This is a genomic window from Georgenia sp. Marseille-Q6866, assembly GCF_965111665.1.
Genome location: NZ_CBCOOR010000004.1, coordinates 58,275 through 74,542, shown reverse-complemented (window position 1 = coordinate 74,542; position 16,268 = coordinate 58,275). Strand labels below are relative to the sequence as shown.

Here is a 16,268-nt window from a genome sequence, read left to right as displayed (position 1 = left end):
CGCGCTACCGGGCGTCCGACTCGGCGAACAGCTTCGTCTCCCGCCACCGGCCGAACCGGTAGTAGAGGAAGGAGATGGCGCTGCTGACGATGAAGCTCGCCCCCATGCCCAGGGCGATGCCGCTCTCCCCGAGGTGCCGCGCGAACAGGGAGGTGAGCGGGAAGCGCAGCACCCAGAATGAGATGATGTTGAGCACGAGCACCTGGTACATCGCGCCGGACGCTCGCACCACGCCGTTGAGGACGAAGTTGATCCCGAGGAACGGGTAGCACAGCGCCACGATGCGCAGGTACTGGGTGCCGAACTCGACGGCGTCGGGCTCGCGGACGAACAGGGACACCGCCGGCCGGGCGAGCGCCACGACGAGCAGGGCGACCGCCGTCATGATCGCGAGGTTGTACACGACGCCGACGCGGGAGATGCGGCCCACCCGGTCCCACTTCCCCGTGCCGATGTTCTGCCCGGCCATGCTCGCCACCGAGATCCCCAGCGCCTGCGCCGGCAGCATGATGAGCGAGTCGATGCGCTGCGCCGCACCGAAGCCGGCGAGGACGGCGGAGCCGAAACCGGTGACGACGCTGGTGATCGCGGCCGAGCCCGCCGAGATCACCGCCATCTGCAGTCCCGCCGGGATCCCCAGGCGCAGGATCGTGCGCACCTCGGGCCACGCGGGCAGGGTGGGACGGCGCAACGGGACCATCCGCCGTCGGGCCACGTAGACGAGGCCGTAGCCGAACGCGATCCCCTGCGACAGCACGGTCGCGACGGCAGCGCCGCGAACGCCCAGCCCGAGCACGTGGATGAAGAGCGGGTCGAGGACGACGTTGAGCAGCACCGCCACCAGCACGAAGCGCATGGGCGTGCGGCTGTCCCCCACCGCCCGCAGCACGGTGCTGAGGAAGTTGTACCCAAAGAGGAACGGGATCCCGAGGAAGGTGATCTGCAGGTACTCCTGCGCCGGCGCCATGATCGACTCCGGTGTCCCGAGCAGCGCGAGCAGGCTGCCGGAGAACGCGTAGCCGAGGCCGCCGAGCACCACGGACAGGAGGAGCAGCGTGACGACGAAGGCGTTGAGGTAGCGCTCCAGGCCACGCTCGTCCCCGCGCCCCTTCTGCTGGGACAGGATCGTCAGGGCGGCGTTGTTCATCCCGATGACGAAGGACAGCGCGGTGAAGACGATGACGGCGGAGACGGCGACGGCGGCGAGCGCGTCCGCGCCGAGAAGGTTGCCGATCCAGAGGCTGTCGACGAACTGGAAGGACGTCTGGAGCAGGTTCGCCAGCATGATCGGCGCCGAGAAGGCGACGAGCTGCCGGAAGGTGCTGCCCTGGGTGAAGTCGTGCCCCTGCCCTGTCCGGGTGATGCTCCTCAGCCCCCTCCACAGCGCGCGCGGCCCGGTCCAGGGCCGGCGTCACTATAGGTCAGCGCTGGCCGGGGGGCTCGCGGCGCGCGGCGGCTGCGCCGTGCGCTCAGCGCACCAGTGCCGCCACCTGCCAGACCATCCCGGAGCCCTTGAGAACCTGCCGCATGCCCCGGGCCTCCACGGCGCCGACCATCGCCGTCGGCGGGTGCGCGAACGCGCGGTACTCGCGGCCCAGCACGCTGGACGCCGCGTTCTGTGCGGCCACGAGGGCGCGCGTGGCGACGTTCCGGGGTGGGTGACTGAAAGCCAGCCGGCCACGGCAGAGGTCCGCCGCCGCGCCCAGCAACCGCTCGACGTCGGGGTAGCAGCACACGACGCGGTGGAGGACGACGACGTCGGCCGGCTCGACATCATCGGCGTCGGCCGCGATGTCGGTGACGTGCCGGTACGCCCTGTCGGCGACGCCCGCCTCCTCCGCCAGGCGCCTCGCCTCGACGTCGTACGCCGGTGAGAGCTCGAGCGTGGTCGCGCTCGCCGCCCCGCGCCTCAGCAGCTCGATGCCGATCTCGCCGACCCCGCCGCCGATGTCGAGCACCGTGGCCCCGGCGACGCCGTCGGCAGCCAGGAAGTCGACCATCTGCCGCGCGGCCGTGTCGAGACCACGCCGGCGGAACCGCCTCGCCGCGTACCGGGCGAAGCCGGCGCCGAACATCTGGTCGCACCCGTGCGGGTCGCAGCACCCGGCCATGGGACCAGTCTCCACCCGCAGTCGGCAGGCACGGGCGGTTCCGTGCGCGCGTCTCATCGCAGGACGCGCAGCACGCCCGGTCGCTCGGCTTGTCCGTAGGCTGGCTGCCATGGCCGAGCTCACCGTCCTCCACAACACCCGTTGCTCCACCTCCCGCCACGCCGTCGACGCCGTCACGGACGCGGGCGTCGACGCCGAGGTCGTGCAGTACCTCAAGACGCCGCTGGACCGCGCGCAGCTGCTCGACCTCATCGCCAAGCTCGATGACCCGCCCGCCGACCTCGTCCGCAAGGACGCGTTCTTCACCGAGCAGGGCCTGTCCGCAGCCGATTTCACGACGGCGGAACAGGTGGCCGACCTCCTCGTCCAGCACCCGCGGCTCATGCAACGTCCCGTCCTCGTGCGCGGTGACCGCGCCATTATCGGCCGCCCGAAGGACCGGGTCGCGGCGTTCCTCGCCGACGGCTGAGTACCGGACGAAAGGAAACATCAGCAATGACGGCTCCAGCCGACCACGCTGCCTACATCGCTGCGGCGCCCGAGGCCTTCCGGTCCTCACTCGAGCGGCTGCGTGCCCTCCTGGCCCACACACTGCCGGACGCGGAGGAGATCGTCGCCTACAACATGCCCGGCTTCACGATCGGCGGGACGGTCGTCGCCAGCTATGCGGCGTTCAGCAAGCAGTGCGGGCTCTACGTCCTTCCCGATGCGATCGCCGACCACGCCGACGAGATCGCGGCTGCCGGGCTCAAGGCCACGAAGACGGGCGTCACCTTCACGCCGCGCAAGCCGATCCCGGACGACCTCGTCGAACGGCTGGTGAGGGCCTCGCGCGCGGAGGCCGGGGTCTGAAGAAGGGACAGTGTGTGGAGACGTCAGACTGATCCACCACGCGGATCAATCTAACGTCTCCGCACACGTATCCCCTGGCTCGCCGAGCCAGACAGACACCTCGCTGGCAGGAACGGGCCCGGGTGGCGCGACGCCGTCGTCCGATCGACGAGCACACCGTCGCTGCAGCAGTACCGCCCGGGCGAGCAGCGGACAGGCCGGGGAGGGCGCCTCGAACAACGAGGCGCCCGCGCAGGACCGCCGCCGGCGATCGCGAACACCGGCGGCGGCTCCCGCGCTCAGCGGTGGTGACCTTCAGAAGGTGATCGCCTTGAAGTCCTCCGTCTGCGCCTTGATCCCCCGCTCGGTGGGCAGCCGCTCGATCGAGGACGCCCCGAAGAACCCGACCACGCCCTGCGTGTGGTCCAGGACGTACTGCGCGTCGGCAGGCTCGGCGATGGGACCGCCGTGGCACAGCACGAGGATGTCGGGGTTCACCCGCTTGGCGGCGTCGTGCATCTCCTGCACCCGCGCCGCCGCCTCCTCCAGCGTGAGCGCCGTCTGCGCGCCGATCGTCCCGGAGGTGGTCAGCCCCATGTGCGGGACGAGCACGTCCGCGCCCGCCTCTGCCATAGCGGTCGCCTGCTCGGCGTCGAAGACGTACGGGGTGGTGAGCAGTCCGCGCTCGTGGGCAGCCGCGATCATCTCGACCTCCAGCGCGTAGCCCATGCCGGTCTCCTCGAGGTTCTGGCGGAAGACGCCGTCGATGAGGCCCACGGTGGGAAAGTTCTGCACGCCGGTGAAGCCCGCGCGCTTGACGTCGTCGAGGAAACGGCCCATCACCCGGAACGGGTCGGTGCCGTTGACACCGGCCAGCACGGGCGTGTCCTTGACGACGGGCAGCACCTCGTTCGCCATCTCCATGACGATCGCGTTCGCGTCGCCGTAGGCGAGGAGCCCCGCGAGCGAGCCGCGCCCGGCCATCCGGTAGCGCCCTGAGTTGTAGATGATGATGAGGTCGATCCCGCCGGCCTCCGCTGCCTTGGCGGACAGGCCGGTGCCGGCGCCACCGCCGATGATAGGCCGGTTTGCCTCCACCGACGCCCGTAGCCGCGTGAGTGCATCCTGACGTTCCATGCTGTTCTTCCTCTCCTTGGGTCAGCGGCGGATGAGCGCGTGCAGCGCGTCGGCGGCCGCCGTCCCGAATCCGGGGTCGTTGATGGCGCTGTCGACCTCGTGGACGACGACGTCGCTGCCCTCCAGCTCCTGCTTGAGGGCAGCGAAGCACGCGGCGTCCGCCTCGGGGTCGAAGAACGGCCCGCCGTCGATGTCGATCCCTGACACCCCGCGCAGCGGGAGGTAGACCTCGACCGGGCCGGCGGCGCGGGCGAGCTTGCGCCCGATGCGCCGGCCGAGCTCGGCCATCTCCTCGGGCGTCGTGCGCATGAGCGTCACGGTGGGATTGTGCACGATGAAGTTCCGCCCCGCGTACGTCGACGGCACCGTTGCCTCCGGGCCGAAGTTGCACATATCCAGCGCACCGACGCTCACCACCTGAGGCAGGCCGGCCGCCCCCACGGCCTCGAGCCGGTCGGGGCCGGCGGAGAGCACCCCGCCGAGCAGGTCGTCGACCAGCTCGGTGGTCGTGAGGTCGAGAACACCATCGAGGAAGCCGTCGGCCGCGAGCGCCTCCATCGCCCGGCCGCCTGCGCCGGTGGCGTGGAAGACCAGCACCTCGTAGCCGAGCTCGGTGAGCCGCCGCCGAGCCTCGTCGACGGCAGGGGTGGTGAGGCCGAACATCGTCGCGCCGATGAGGTGCGGCTCCTCCGGATCCTCCGGGGCTCCGGCGGTCTCGGCATAGGCGGTGGCCATGCCCGCGATGGCGGCGACGGCGTTGCGCAGGATGGACCGCGAGATGCGGTTGATCCCGGCGACGTCCACCACGGACGGCATGATCGTCACGTCCTTGGCTCCCACGTACGGGCCGACGTCGCCCGCCGCCATGGTGGACACGAGCAGCTTGGGCACGCCCACGGGCAGCGCCTGCATCGCCTGCGAGGCGACGGCGGACCCGGACGAGCCTCCGACGCCCAGCAGCCCGTGCAGCGTGCCTTCCGTGTGCAGGCGCTCGACGACGACAGCGGCGCCCTTGCCCATCGTGGTCATCGCCGCGCCGCGGTCCTTCGCGTCCCGGAGTGCACCGAGATCGGCGCCGGCCGCCTCCGCCACCTCAGCCGCGCCGACGTCGGCGATGCCACCGCCGTCGGAGAAGGTCCCGACGTCGATGAGCACCGTCGCGATCCCGCGCGCTGCGAGCGCGTCGCGCAGCCAGGTGTACTCCTCACGCTTGGTGTCCAGCGTGCCGACCAGTCCGACGGTCGCCATGTGTTGACCTCCTCGTATCGATGGGTGCCCCACTCCATCCTCGGCCCTCACGTGGGCCCCGGGCGGGCAGTTGGTCCCACCAACGGCAGCAGGGCCACCCTCCGCCGCCGTGACGCTTGCGCGCTGGCGCCAGTGGCGCCACACTGGCGCCATGCCGAGCATCCAGATCAAGAACGTCCCCGAGCGCACCCACGCGATCCTGCGTCGACGCGCTGCGGAGTCGCACCAGTCCTTGCAGGAGTACCTGCTCTCCCGGCTCGTGGAGGATGCCGACACTCCCACGCTCGACGAGGTCCTCCACCGTGCCGGCGGCCGGTCGGGCGGGTCCGTGCCCCTCGCGGATGCCGTCGAGCAGCTTGGGCTCGAGCGTGCTCGTCGTTGACGCCAGCGTCCTCGTCACGGCACTGGCCGACGACGGCCCGGACGGCGACAACGCTCGCTTCCGGCTGCGCGGGGAGACCCTCGCTGTGCCCGAGCTCGCCGACCTCGAGGTTCTCTCGGTGCTCCGCCGCCAGCTCGCCGCCGGTCGCCTCGACGCACGCCGGGCGCGCCTGGCACTGACGGATCTGCGCGACCTCCCCGCGCGCCGGGTCCCTCATCTGCCCCTCCTCGACGGCGTGTGGTCGCTGCGAGCCGACCTGACCGTCTACGACGCCGTCTACGTGGCACTGGCGGGTGCGCTCGAGGCGGTCCTCCTCACGGGGGACGGCCGCCTGGCCCGTGCGCCCGGCCTGCCGTGCACGGTGGAGCTGCTCGCGACCGACTGACAGGGGCGGTCCTGTCCACGTGACGGAAGACGCTGTCGACGACAGTGGGCGGCCAGCGCACCCAGGCGCCACCCTGGTGCAGTGGAGACTCTCCCGCTCCGGTCGGCGCGTGGCCGCTGGGTGGTGCTCGCCGCGACGCTCGCGTCGGCGATCGCCTTCCTCGACGGCACGGTCGTCAACGTGGCGCTGCGCCCGATCGCGCTCGATCTCGGCGCGACGCTCGTGGACCTGCAGTGGGTGGTAAACGCCTACATGCTCGCCCTGGCCTCACTCATCCTCGTCGGCGGCTCGCTCGGGGACCGGTTGGGCAGGAGGCGCGTCTTCGTCGTCGGGATCGCGTGGTTCGGCCTCGCCTCGGTCGCCTGCGGCCTGGCCCAGGGCATCGACCAGCTCGTCGTGGCACGCGGGCTCCAGGGCATCGGCGCGGCCCTGCTCACGCCCGGGAGCCTCGCGCTCATCCAGTCCCTCATCGCCGAGGAGGACCGCGCCCGCGCGATCGGCCACTGGTCCGCGTGGTCGGGAGTCGCGGGCGCCGTCGGGCCGCTGCTCGGAGGCTGGCTCGTCGAGGCGCTGTCGTGGCGGTGGGTCTTCTTCATCAACGTGCCGGTCGCCGCCGTCGTCGTCGTCATCGCGGTGCTGCGGGTGCCGGAGTCGCGGGCGGCGGAGCGCCAGGGACGGTTCGACGTGCCCGGGGCAGCGCTGGGTGTTCTCGCGCTCGGTGGCGTCACCGTCGCCCTCATCCAGGGCGGGTGGGTGCCGGCGGCGGTGGGCGCGGTGTCCGCCGTCGCCTTCGTCGCGGTCGAGGCCCGTACACCTCACCCGATGCTGCCGCTCGGAGTCTTCGCCGACCGGACCTTCTCGGTGGCGAATGCCGCCACCTTCCTCATCTACGCCGCCCTCGGCGCGGTGATGTTCTTCCTCGTCCTCCACCTCCAGGTGGTCGCCGGGTACAGCCCGCTCGCGGCCGGGGCCGCGACGATTCCGTTCACCGTCCTGCTCCTCGTCTTCTCGCCCCGGGTGGGGACGCTGCTCGAGCGCACCGGCCCGCGGCTGCTCATGTCGCTGGGGCCGGCGGTCGCCGCCGTCGGCGTCGTCCTCCTCGTCGGCATCCCCGAGGACGCCGCCTACCTCACCGACGTCCTGCCTGGCGTCGTCGTGTTCGGGGCGGGGATCACGCTGCTCGTCACGCCGCTCACCGCGACGGTGCTGGCAGCCGCGCCCACCGCTCACGTGGGCGTGGCCAGCGGGGTGAACAACGCCGTCGCCCGCGCCGCAGGCCTGCTCGCGGTCGCCGCGCTGCCCGCCGTCGTCGGGCTCGGCGACGAGGGCTCGCTGTCCCCAGCCACCTTCGCACCCGGCTACGCCCGGGCGATGTGGTGGTGCGCGGGGCTGCTCCTGTCCGGATCGGCCGTCGCCGGGCTGCTCCTGCCCAGTGGCCCGCGGACGACGGCGCGGCGGGGCTGACGTCACCTACCACCGGTCGGTCCGCAAAGGAGACCGTGCCGAGCACGAGCACCTGGTACGTCACCGCGTGCGAGCGTCCCCGAGGGATGTGACAACCTGACACAGCCACGCGTCGGCAGCTTCCTGCTGCCTCCGAGCGACTGGCCAGACCTAGAACAGCGCCGACAATCGGCGGTGGGAGTGATGCAGCACGTGCTGGAACAACAGGCCGGCGTGACCGACGAGCCCGTGGGCGCGGCAGCACGTCGTCGGACGTTCGCGGTGATCAGCCACCCGGACGCGGGCAAATCCACGCTGACGGAGGCGCTGGCCCTGCACGCCCGGGCGATCACCAAGGCCGGGCACGTGCACGGCAAGGCCGGGCGCAACACGACCGTCTCGGACTGGATGGAGATGGAGCAGGCCCGCGGGATCTCGATCTCCTCGGCGGTGCTGCAGCTCACCTACCGCGACACGGTGCTGAACCTCGTCGACACCCCGGGCCACGCGGACTTCTCCGAGGACACCTACCGGGTCCTGACGGCGGTGGACGCGGCGATCATGCTCATCGATGCCTCCAAGGGGCTCGAGGTGCAGACGATGAAGCTGTTCGCGGTCTGCAAGCACCGCGGGATCCCGATCATCACCGTGGTCAACAAGTGGGACCGGCCGGGAAAGGACCCGCTGGAGCTCATGGACGAGATCACCGAACGCACCGGGTTGACGCCCACTCCGCTGACCTGGCCGGTCGGGATCGCCGGCGACTTCCGCGGCGTGGTCGAGCGGGACAGCGCTGACTACGTCGCGTTCACGCCGACCGCGGGCGGGGCGGAGATCGCCCCCGAGGAACGCATGAGCGCCGGTGAGGCAGCCGCCCGCGAGGGAGACGCCTGGACGGTCGCCCGGGAGGAGTCACAGCTGCTGGCTGCCTCGGGCGCCGAGCACGACCAGGAGATGTTCCTCGGTGGCATCTCCACCCCGGTGCTGTTCGCCGCGGCCGTCCGCAACTTCGGTGTGCGCCGGCTGCTCGACGCGCTGGTGGAGCTGGCCCCTGCGCCCGGCCCCAGGACGGATCGCGAGGGCCGGGCACGCCCGCTGGACGCACCGTTCAGCGCCTTCGTCTTCAAGCTGCAGGCCGGCATGGACACCGCACACCGCGACCGACTGGCCTACATCCGGGTCTGTTCGGGCGTCTTCGAGCGCGGCATGGTGGTGACCACCGCGCGCACGGGCAAACCGTTCGCGACGAAGTACGCCCAGCAGGCCTTCGGCCGCGACCGCAGCCTGGTGGAGGTGGCCTACCCCGGCGACGTCGTGGGGCTGGTCAACGCCTCGAACCTGCGCATCGGCGACACGCTCCACGCCGGCCCCCCGGTCCAGTTCCCCGCCCTACCCACCTTCGCACCGGAGCACTTCGCGGTGGCTCGCGGGGTCGACACGGGCAGGTACAAGCAGTTCCGCCGCGGCATCACCCAGCTCGAGGCCGAGGGCGTGGTCCAGGTGCTGCGCTCCGACCTGCGAGGGGAGCAGGCGCCGGTACTGGCGGCCGTGGGACCGATGCAGTTCGAGGTCGCCGAGAGTCGCATGAGCGCGGAGTTCGGCGCCCCGATCCACCTGGAGTCACTGGGCTACAGCGTGGCGCGGCGCACCACCCCCGCCTGGGCCCCGACGCTGAGTGGGGAGTGGGGCGTCGAGGTCGTCCACCGCGAGGACGGCGAGCTGCTCGTGCTCCTCCCCGACCAGTGGCGAGCGCGGTCGATCCAACGCAACCATCCCGACGTCGTCCTCGAGCCGCTGGTCGCGACGTAAGCGCCACCACCGACGCACCGTCCGGGTGGTGAGAACGCGTCGACGGCAAGGGGAACCGGCCGTCGGCACGGTCACGCGGCGTCCACAGGTCGGTGAGCACCGACTCGCCCTCGTCGGGCCACGCTCACGGGGCGGGTAGGACCAGCCCGGGAATGGTCTGCGCCATCCACTCGATGACCTCGGCGTGGGACCAGCCGCGGCCCTCGCGGAAGGCGAGGTACACCCGCGCACTGTGCAGCGTCAGCAGGACGTCGAGGGCGTACGCCGGGGCCACGTCGGTCACGTTCAACCCGTCCACGAACGCCCGGTACCCCTCGACGCGGAACACCTCGCGCGAGCGGTAGATCTCGGCGAGGTCCGGATCGGTGGCCGCGGCGGCGCGTGCCACCTCGGACAGCGCCGATGCCCGCTCAAGGATCGGCCCCGCGCCGCGGACAAAGGCCTGCAGAGCAGCCGCTGGGTCGCCCGTCGCCGAGGCGGCCTGCTCGGCCCACCCCTGCTCCATCGGCGGCCTGCCCTCCGGGCCGAGCACGGCGGCGTCGAGCGCTGCCGCGAACAGCTCGGACTTGGTGTGGAAGACGAAATAGACCGTCTGCACGGCGACGCCGGCACGCTCGGCAATCATCGCCATCGACGACCCGTGGTAGCCGTTTGTCACGAACAGCGAGGACGCCGCCTCGATGATGCGCCTTTTCGTCACGGCCGCCTTCGCCTTCCTGCTGACGGGCTGACCATTGACCGCACTGACCATGTGTGGAACTCTACTAGATGAGATCACTAGTGACTCACACTAGCGACTCGGCAGCCGACGCGAGCCGGTCGCCTCTGAGAGAAGATCGTGATGAGCAGATGTTCGGTCACCACCGTGTGGTCCCTGTCCGACGACAACGTCGACACCGCCTCACGCGACCGCCAGTTCCGCGAACGGATCGTCCCGGAGCTCCAGGCGTTGCCTGGGTTCGTGCACGGCGTGTGGGCGCGCACACCGGACGGCAGCCGGTCGCAGCAGATGATCGTCTTCGAGAACCACCGCAGCGCTGACGCCCTGCTGGCACACATCGAAGCGAACAAGGCCGAATCGGCCGCGGTCGGCGTCCATCTCGAGTCGCTCGAGATCCTCGACGTCGTCGCCTCAGCCTGACCCGCGAGTCGAGGGCCGTTGGCCCGGGAGAAGCGCCCGGACCAGCGGTCCTCGTGGCGTGGACGGCGCCCCGCACCGTCATCCGCCGCGTCCGCGCGGACGGCGCTCACGGGCGCGGGTCGGTGCGCTTCCACCTCTTCTCCCCGCGACGCGCGCCCATCCCGGCCGCGCACCGCGGGCACAGGGACGTAACGGCGTCGGCGTGGGTGCCCGTGGCGGGCTGGACCTCCGCCCACGGGACGTGCGAGAAGCGCAGCAGCCGCTCGCGGCTCAGGGCGAGCCCGCACACGGTCTGGTTGGTGCCCGGCACCCAGGCGTGGACCTCGCCGGCGGGCGAGCGTGCGCCGTCGAGGTCGGTCGTCTCGTCGGTGGCGACGACGGACGCCGACGTCGGTCGTCCCGGACCCCGGCCCACCGCTAACCCGCCGCCTCGGCGCGGCGGGCGGCGTACTCGGTGAGCGGCAACCGCTCCCCCGGCTCGATGCCGAGGGCGGCGGCAAGCTGGGGGTCGCGGATCGGTGCGGTCTTGGTGCCGGTCTCGAAGAGGAAGGAGACCTCGCGGATCTCGTAGCGGTCCTCGCCGTCGGGCAGCTGCGCTTGGAAGCGGGAGGTCCCGGGGGCGAACTCGCACTCGGCGTAGGCGAACGTCCGCGTCCGTCCCTCGCTGCGGTCTGTCGCCCGTACCGACGCGACGGTCTGCGCCACGGACTGGCCGAAGACGTCGACATTCGCGCGCACGACGTCCGCCACAGTCCCCGGCTGCCCGCCGAGACGCTCGACTCCCGGCCACCCAACCGTCACCGCGTGCTCGACGAACTCGGCCCACGCCACCTTCCCGTCGGCCTTCACGTCGACACCACCGCACGGGGCGAGGTCGTTGAGGTCGCACGCGGACCAGTCGGCCCTGATGCCGGGGTACTCGTCGGTGAACGGAGGGATGATGGCCATACCTCCATCACACGCCCCCGCCGGCGCCTTCGCAAGAGCCGCCGCCCTGTGCGCGGTCTACAGCCCCGTCTGGCTCACCCCGTACTGCGCCTGCTCGCTCGTGAAGCCCTCGTAGATCAGCTGGTCGATCAGCCCGGAGCGGGAGAACGACGAGAACTCAAGATAGTTTTCCGCAGACTTGGCCGCCTGCTCGCTCCAGTCGACCGTGATGTTGTCGACGGCCCACGTAGCGTGCTCGTCCGAGAAGCCCTCGTACTCGAGCTGGCCGATGAGGCCGGTGCGCGAGAAGGCCGAGAAGTCGAGGTAGCCCTCAGCGGACCGCTGCGCCTGCTCCTTCCAGCTGACCGTCACGTGCTCGACGGCCCACTCGGCGTCCTCGGTCGAGAAGCCCTCGTACTCCAGCTGGTCGATGAGCCCGGAGCGGGAGAAGGCCGAGAAGTCGAGGTAGTTCTCCGCGGAGCGCTGCGCGTTCTGCTGCGACACCGTCCCCGCCGCCGCTGCCTCCTCGGCGGCGATCCGCTCAGCCTCCTCCGCGGCGAGGCGCTCGGCCTCCTCGGCCGCGGCCTGCTCCGCCTCCAGGCGCTCAGCCCCCTCGGCCGCCTCCTGCTCCGCCTCCTCGGCCGCCAGCCGCTCGGCCTTCTCGGCCTCCTCCGCCGCAGCCTGCTCGGCCTTGCGCTCCTCGGCGGCGGCCGCCTCTGCCGCAGCGGTGTCCTCCGCGTCCTCGCTCGCCGTCTCGACCGCCTCGGTCGTCTCCGCGGCCGTCGGCGGAGCGGGGTCGTCCCCGCCGCTGACGGCACCGATGGCGAGGAACAGCGCCACGAGACTGACAGGGATGAGGTAGCGCTTCTTGCGGTACCAGGGCCGAGGACGTTCCGGCGCGCCGCCCACGGTGGGTGAGTCGACCGGCGGGCCGTCGTTCCAGGGCGCGGAGTACGGCGGGGGTTGGTGCTGGGACATGGAGGGCTCCGTCTGTGCTGCTGCGATGCCGAGGCGTCGCGTGCTTGCCTGCGGCGTCCTGGCTGGTGCAGCGCCTCGTCGTCCCCCTGCGGCACCACGACGGGCGGTGCCTCCAGCACCTTCACGCTACTCGCGTTACTCCGCGACGTCTGACGAACAAGCGACAGGGCAGCGGACGCACCAGGGCCCGCACCGCGAGCGGTACGGGCCCTGGCAGGCGTCAGCCGAGGAGCTCTACTGCTCAGCCGTTCGGCTCGGCCGTCTCCGACGGCGTGCGGCGCACGCCGAGGGTGTCGCGGCCGTCGCCGTTCCAGTCACCGACGAGCACCTCGTCGCCCTCACGGCCGAACCGCACCGAGAAGTCGGCGTCGCCGCCGGCGAGGGAGTTCTTCACGAAGTACGCGTTGCCGCGGCGCACCGAGAAGGTGTCGGTGCCGTTGCCGTCCCAGTCACCGGCCAGCGTCACGTCAGCCTCGCGGCCGTAGGTGAACGTGCGGTCGGCGTCCCCACCACGCATCGAGTTCTTCACGTAGTAGGTCGAGCCACGGCGCACCGCGAAGGTGTCGGTCCCGTTGCCGTCCCAGTCACCGACCATGATCGCGTCAGTGACACGGCCGTAGGTGATGACGTGGTCCGGCTCGCCCCCACGCAGGGAGTTCTTCACGTGGTAGGTCGAGCCCCGGCGCACGGCCAGCGTGTCGCGGCCGTCGCCGTTCCAGTCACCCACGAGGACGACGTCACCGGGGCGCCCGTAGGTGAACACGCTGTCCGCGTCCCCGCCCCGAGGGGCGTTGTTGACGTAGAAGCGGTTCTCCCGGCGCACGGTGATGGTGTCGGTCCCGTCCGCGTCCCAGTCGCCGATGAGGACCTCGTCGGTGTGCCGGCCGTACTGGAAGACGTGCTCGGGCTTGCCGTCCCAGCCGTCGTTGAGGAAGAAGCCGTACTGCTGGGGCGCCGGCCCCGGCTCCACCGGCTCCGGCTCCAGCGGCGGCACCTCGCCGTCGCCGTCACGGTCGATGGCGAAGGACGGGGTGGACCACTTCTGGGTGTGGGCCGGGTTGTCCGGGTCGCCGAGCGCGCTGAGCGCCTCGACCTCGAGGATGTAGTGCCCGTCCGGCACCGGAGCGCGGCCGCCATCACGCGTGCTGCGCGTGCCGTCCCACGTCCAGGCGGTGAAGGTGCCCGAGTCGCGGCCGACGTGCTGCTCGTAGCGGGCCACCGCTTGCCCCTCGATGGCCTGCGTGCTCGTGCGAGCCCCCTCCGGCATCGGCCGGTAGATCGTGAAGGTCAGGGACTGAACGGGGTGCTCGAGGTGGAGCAGGACGGTGGGCACGTCGCCGTCGGCCATCGTGAACATGGTCCCGTCCGTGTCGGCGAGGTACCAGTCACCACCGGCGGCGCAGTCGATCCCGATGAAGCGGTCGCACTCGGCGATCTGGCCGAGCGCCGGCAGGTCGAGCTCGCCGAGGTTCTCCAGCAGCGGCAGCGCCTGGTAGTCGCCCGCGAAGCCGGCGAAGGGCACGCTCAGCGGCGCGCCGTTGTTCTCCGGCGTCAGGACGATGTACCCGCCGTACTGCGCCAGGTCCAGCTCCAGCGGGGTGATGGAGACGTCGAAGGACGCGCTTCCACCCGCCGGGACGGTGAGCTCGTCCGGCATGACCACGCGGGCCTCACCGTCGAGGAACTCCGGGTCGTCCGGGTCACCGGCCGTGGCGACGGCGTTGAGGGAGGACAGCTGGTACGTCACGTCCTCGCCGCCGTTGTTCGTCACCTTCAGCGTCTTCGTGACTGCGCCCCCCTCGGACTCGCCGAGGGAGAGCTTGCCCGGGGTGACCGTGGCGGTCGACATGATCGTGTCGTCGATGTCGAGCATGCCCGCACCCTGGCGGTGGACCGGCTCGAGGAAGCCCTGGTTCGGCGCGCCGGACCACGTGGCCGGGTCGGCCGAGTTGAGCAGGAGGTCGCGCACGTCGTGCGCGTCCGTGTCGGGGCGAGCCTCCAGCAGCAGCGCCGCCGCGCCGGCGACGTGCGGTGCGGCCATCGAGGTGCCGGAGATGGTTGCGTACTCCCCCTCCTCCAGCGGGTAGGTGGACAGGATGCTGCCACCCGGCGCCCCGAGGTCCGGCTTGAGCGTGAGGTCGGCCGCGAGCCCGTAGGAGCTGAAGCTCGACATGAGGCCACCGGTGACGTTCGGGGCGGAGCCCCGCTCGTCGGTCCAGGTGAGCGTCGCTCCGCCGTCGACCACGGCGGCGTCGGCCGCGAGGCCCGCCTCCTGGGAGATGGAGATGACCGGGATGGTGATCGGCGGCGTGCCCGCGACGGTCGGGTTGATCATGCCGGGCACGTTGTTGTAGATGACGACGGCGGCCGCACCGGCCTCCTGCGCCCGGAACGACTTCGCGTAGAAGCTCGCGTCACAGTCCGGGTTCGCCGGGTCCGCGCCGCGCTCGATGAGGACGGCCTGGCCGGTGAGGTCGGCGGTGACGTCCGGGCAGGCGCGCGCCGCGGGAGTCCCCGGGTCACCGAGCCGGGTCAGCGGCAGCGAGCCCTCGGTGGGCGCCGCCGGGGAGCCGGTGGCAGCGAAGTACGGGTGCTCCTCGCCGTCGATCTCGACGACCGGAGCGGTGATGGAGACGTTGTCGAAGGAGGCGACGCCGATGACGTCCTCTCCCACGCCGGGTGCACCGGCGGACCAGGTGCCGGACTCGCCGCTGTTGCCGATGGAGGCGACCATGACGACGCCCGCGTCGACGAGGTTGTCGCTCGCGACGGCCGTCGGGTACTGCGGCCAGGTGGAGAAGGCCGAGCCGATGCTCTGGTTGACGATGTCCATGCCGTCCTCCAGGGCCTTCTCCATGGCGGCGACCATGATGTCGGACTCGGTGGAGCCCTCGCAGCCGAACACGCGGTAGGCGCCGAGCTCGACGCCCGGGGCCACGCCGCGCACGCCGTCGTTGTCGACGTCGCCGTCGGCGCCGACGATGCCGGCCACGTGGGTGCCGTGCCCGTTGCAGTCGTCCGGGTCGCCGTCGGGCATGGGGACGGGCTGGTACGCGTCGCTCTCCGGGTCGGAGTTGTAGTCGTCGCCGACGAAGTCGTGCCCGGCGACGACCTTGTCCGAGGGGAATTCGGTCTCGCCGTCGACGCCGGCGCCGCCGAGGTCGGGGTGGTCGTAGTCGACGCCCGTGTCGATGATGCCGACGCGGATGCCCTCACCGTCGAAGCCGAGCTCGCTCTGGGCGATGTCCGCGCCAGTCATCGACAGGGCGCTGACCAGCTCGGGCTCGGAGACGGGGCGCTCCGGCGCTGCGACGGGCAGCACCGGGTAGATGGCCTTGACCTGGGGCAGGTCGGCGACGATCTCGGCGGCGGCGTCGTCCATGTCGGCCGAGATGCCGGTCCACAGGGTGCTGAACTCGTGGCGCACCTCGAGCTCGACACCCGCGGACTCCGCCTCGGCGGCGAAGCTGCGCTGGGCGCGCTGGATGCTCGCGGTGCTTCCGCCGCGAGTGGTGGGCTGCGGCGCGAACTCGATGAAGTAGGCGCCCGTGGGCGAGGACAGCTGCACGGCGCTCTGCGCGGCGGTGGTCGCTGCCTCGGCGTCGTCCGCGGTGGCCGCGGGGCCGGTGAGTGTGACCAGCAGCGCGGCGGCGGCGGCGACGCTGAGGCCGGAACGGATGCGGCGTTGCGATCCGTTGGTGGTACGGACAGGTGGTGTCACAGGTATCCCCCGTTGGAAGTGGACATGGGCGCCGGTGTGACGCCCTGCACAGCACCGTAAGTGACCCGTGTGACATCCGCTTTACCGCGAACCATGCCCAAGTTACAGAACGGTAACGATCCCGGCGGCGCCGCCCATGTGCGGACCTCCGGGTG

16 protein-coding genes are annotated in these 16,268 nt (G+C 71.5%); 7 read left to right on the top strand and 9 right to left on the bottom strand.

Annotated features, from left to right (window positions below; all coding sequences use genetic code 11):
* Positions 1-4 precede the first annotated feature (4 nt).
* Both ACWPXV_RS04930 and ACWPXV_RS04925 read right to left on the bottom strand, forming a co-directional pair.
* Complete coding sequence (locus ACWPXV_RS04930; protein WP_454084182.1) at positions 5-1,285, bottom strand: MATE family efflux transporter; 1,281 nt, start codon at positions 1,283-1,285, stop codon at positions 5-7.
* A 184-nt stretch (positions 1,286-1,469) separates the two neighbouring features.
* Entirely contained in the window at positions 1,470-2,126 is a 657-nt protein-coding gene (locus ACWPXV_RS04925; RefSeq protein WP_454084181.1) for a methyltransferase domain-containing protein, read from the bottom strand.
* 94 nt (positions 2,127-2,220) lie between these two features.
* On the opposite strand from ACWPXV_RS04925, the gene ACWPXV_RS04920 reads away from it, so the two are divergent.
* Both ACWPXV_RS04920 and ACWPXV_RS04915 read left to right on the top strand, forming a co-directional pair.
* Positions 2,221-2,580 (top strand): ArsC/Spx/MgsR family protein, encoded by a 360-nt coding sequence (locus tag ACWPXV_RS04920; RefSeq protein WP_454084180.1) that lies wholly within the window; start codon positions 2,221-2,223, stop codon positions 2,578-2,580.
* A 26-nt stretch (positions 2,581-2,606) separates the two neighbouring features.
* Positions 2,607-2,963 carry an iron chaperone gene (locus ACWPXV_RS04915; protein ID WP_454084179.1) on the top strand — a complete coding sequence of 119 codons (357 nt, stop codon included), beginning with the start codon at positions 2,607-2,609 and terminating at the stop codon, positions 2,961-2,963.
* A gap of 294 nt (positions 2,964-3,257) precedes the next feature.
* Here the strand turns inward: ACWPXV_RS04915 and ACWPXV_RS04910 are convergent, their stop codons facing one another.
* Together ACWPXV_RS04910 and ACWPXV_RS04905 are read right to left on the bottom strand one after the other, a co-directional pair.
* Positions 3,258-4,079 (bottom strand): phosphoenolpyruvate hydrolase family protein, encoded by an 822-nt coding sequence (locus tag ACWPXV_RS04910; RefSeq protein WP_454084178.1) that lies wholly within the window; start codon positions 4,077-4,079, stop codon positions 3,258-3,260.
* Positions 4,080-4,100: 21 nt separating this feature from the next.
* The gene (locus ACWPXV_RS04905) at positions 4,101-5,327 is read right to left on the bottom strand and encodes a Tm-1-like ATP-binding domain-containing protein (protein WP_454084177.1); all 1,227 of its coding nucleotides are present in this window, start codon (positions 5,325-5,327) and stop codon (positions 4,101-4,103) included.
* Positions 5,328-5,478: 151 nt separating this feature from the next.
* On the opposite strand from ACWPXV_RS04905, the gene ACWPXV_RS04900 reads away from it, so the two are divergent.
* The 4 genes from ACWPXV_RS04900 (at position 5,479) to ACWPXV_RS04885 (ending at position 9,346) form a co-directional block, all read left to right on the top strand.
* Positions 5,479-5,709, top strand: coding sequence for a FitA-like ribbon-helix-helix domain-containing protein (locus ACWPXV_RS04900; protein ID WP_251838150.1), 231 nt, complete (start codon positions 5,479-5,481; stop codon positions 5,707-5,709).
* Positions 5,696-6,094 carry a type II toxin-antitoxin system VapC family toxin gene (locus ACWPXV_RS04895; RefSeq protein ID WP_454084176.1) on the top strand — a complete coding sequence of 133 codons (399 nt, stop codon included), beginning with the start codon at positions 5,696-5,698 and terminating at the stop codon, positions 6,092-6,094. The genes ACWPXV_RS04900 and ACWPXV_RS04895 overlap by 14 nt, the downstream gene beginning before the upstream one ends.
* Positions 6,095-6,175: 81 nt before the next feature.
* Positions 6,176-7,558 carry an MFS transporter gene (locus ACWPXV_RS04890; RefSeq protein WP_454084175.1) on the top strand — a complete coding sequence of 461 codons (1,383 nt, stop codon included), beginning with the start codon at positions 6,176-6,178 and terminating at the stop codon, positions 7,556-7,558.
* Positions 7,559-7,741: 183 nt separating this feature from the next.
* Complete coding sequence (locus ACWPXV_RS04885; RefSeq protein WP_454084174.1) at positions 7,742-9,346, top strand: peptide chain release factor 3; 1,605 nt, start codon at positions 7,742-7,744, stop codon at positions 9,344-9,346.
* A gap of 124 nt (positions 9,347-9,470) precedes the next feature.
* On the opposite strand, the gene ACWPXV_RS04880 is transcribed toward ACWPXV_RS04885, so the two are convergent.
* Positions 9,471-10,097, bottom strand: a complete 627-nt coding sequence (locus ACWPXV_RS04880) for a TetR/AcrR family transcriptional regulator (RefSeq protein ID WP_454084173.1) — start codon at positions 10,095-10,097, stop codon at positions 9,471-9,473.
* A 90-nt stretch (positions 10,098-10,187) separates the two neighbouring features.
* Between ACWPXV_RS04880 and ACWPXV_RS04875 the strand changes: the two genes are divergently transcribed.
* The gene (locus tag ACWPXV_RS04875) at positions 10,188-10,487 is read left to right on the top strand and encodes a hypothetical protein (RefSeq protein ID WP_454084172.1); all 300 of its coding nucleotides are present in this window, start codon (positions 10,188-10,190) and stop codon (positions 10,485-10,487) included.
* Between the two features lie 106 nt (positions 10,488-10,593).
* Here the strand turns inward: ACWPXV_RS04875 and ACWPXV_RS04870 are convergent, their stop codons facing one another.
* The 4 genes from ACWPXV_RS04870 to ACWPXV_RS04855 form a co-directional block, all read right to left on the bottom strand.
* Complete coding sequence (locus ACWPXV_RS04870; RefSeq protein ID WP_454084171.1) at positions 10,594-10,902, bottom strand: hypothetical protein; 309 nt, start codon at positions 10,900-10,902, stop codon at positions 10,594-10,596.
* 2 nt (positions 10,903-10,904) lie between these two features.
* Positions 10,905-11,435 (bottom strand): hypothetical protein, encoded by a 531-nt coding sequence (locus ACWPXV_RS04865; RefSeq protein WP_454084170.1) that lies wholly within the window; start codon positions 11,433-11,435, stop codon positions 10,905-10,907.
* Positions 11,436-11,492: 57 nt separating this feature from the next.
* Positions 11,493-12,392 (bottom strand): Ltp family lipoprotein, encoded by a 900-nt coding sequence (locus tag ACWPXV_RS04860; RefSeq protein ID WP_454084169.1) that lies wholly within the window; start codon positions 12,390-12,392, stop codon positions 11,493-11,495.
* A 241-nt stretch (positions 12,393-12,633) separates the two neighbouring features.
* A complete protein-coding gene (locus ACWPXV_RS04855) occupies positions 12,634-16,113 on the bottom strand; it encodes a S8 family serine peptidase (RefSeq protein ID WP_454084168.1) in 3,480 nt (1,159 codons plus the stop codon).
* Positions 16,114-16,268 lie beyond the last annotated feature (155 nt).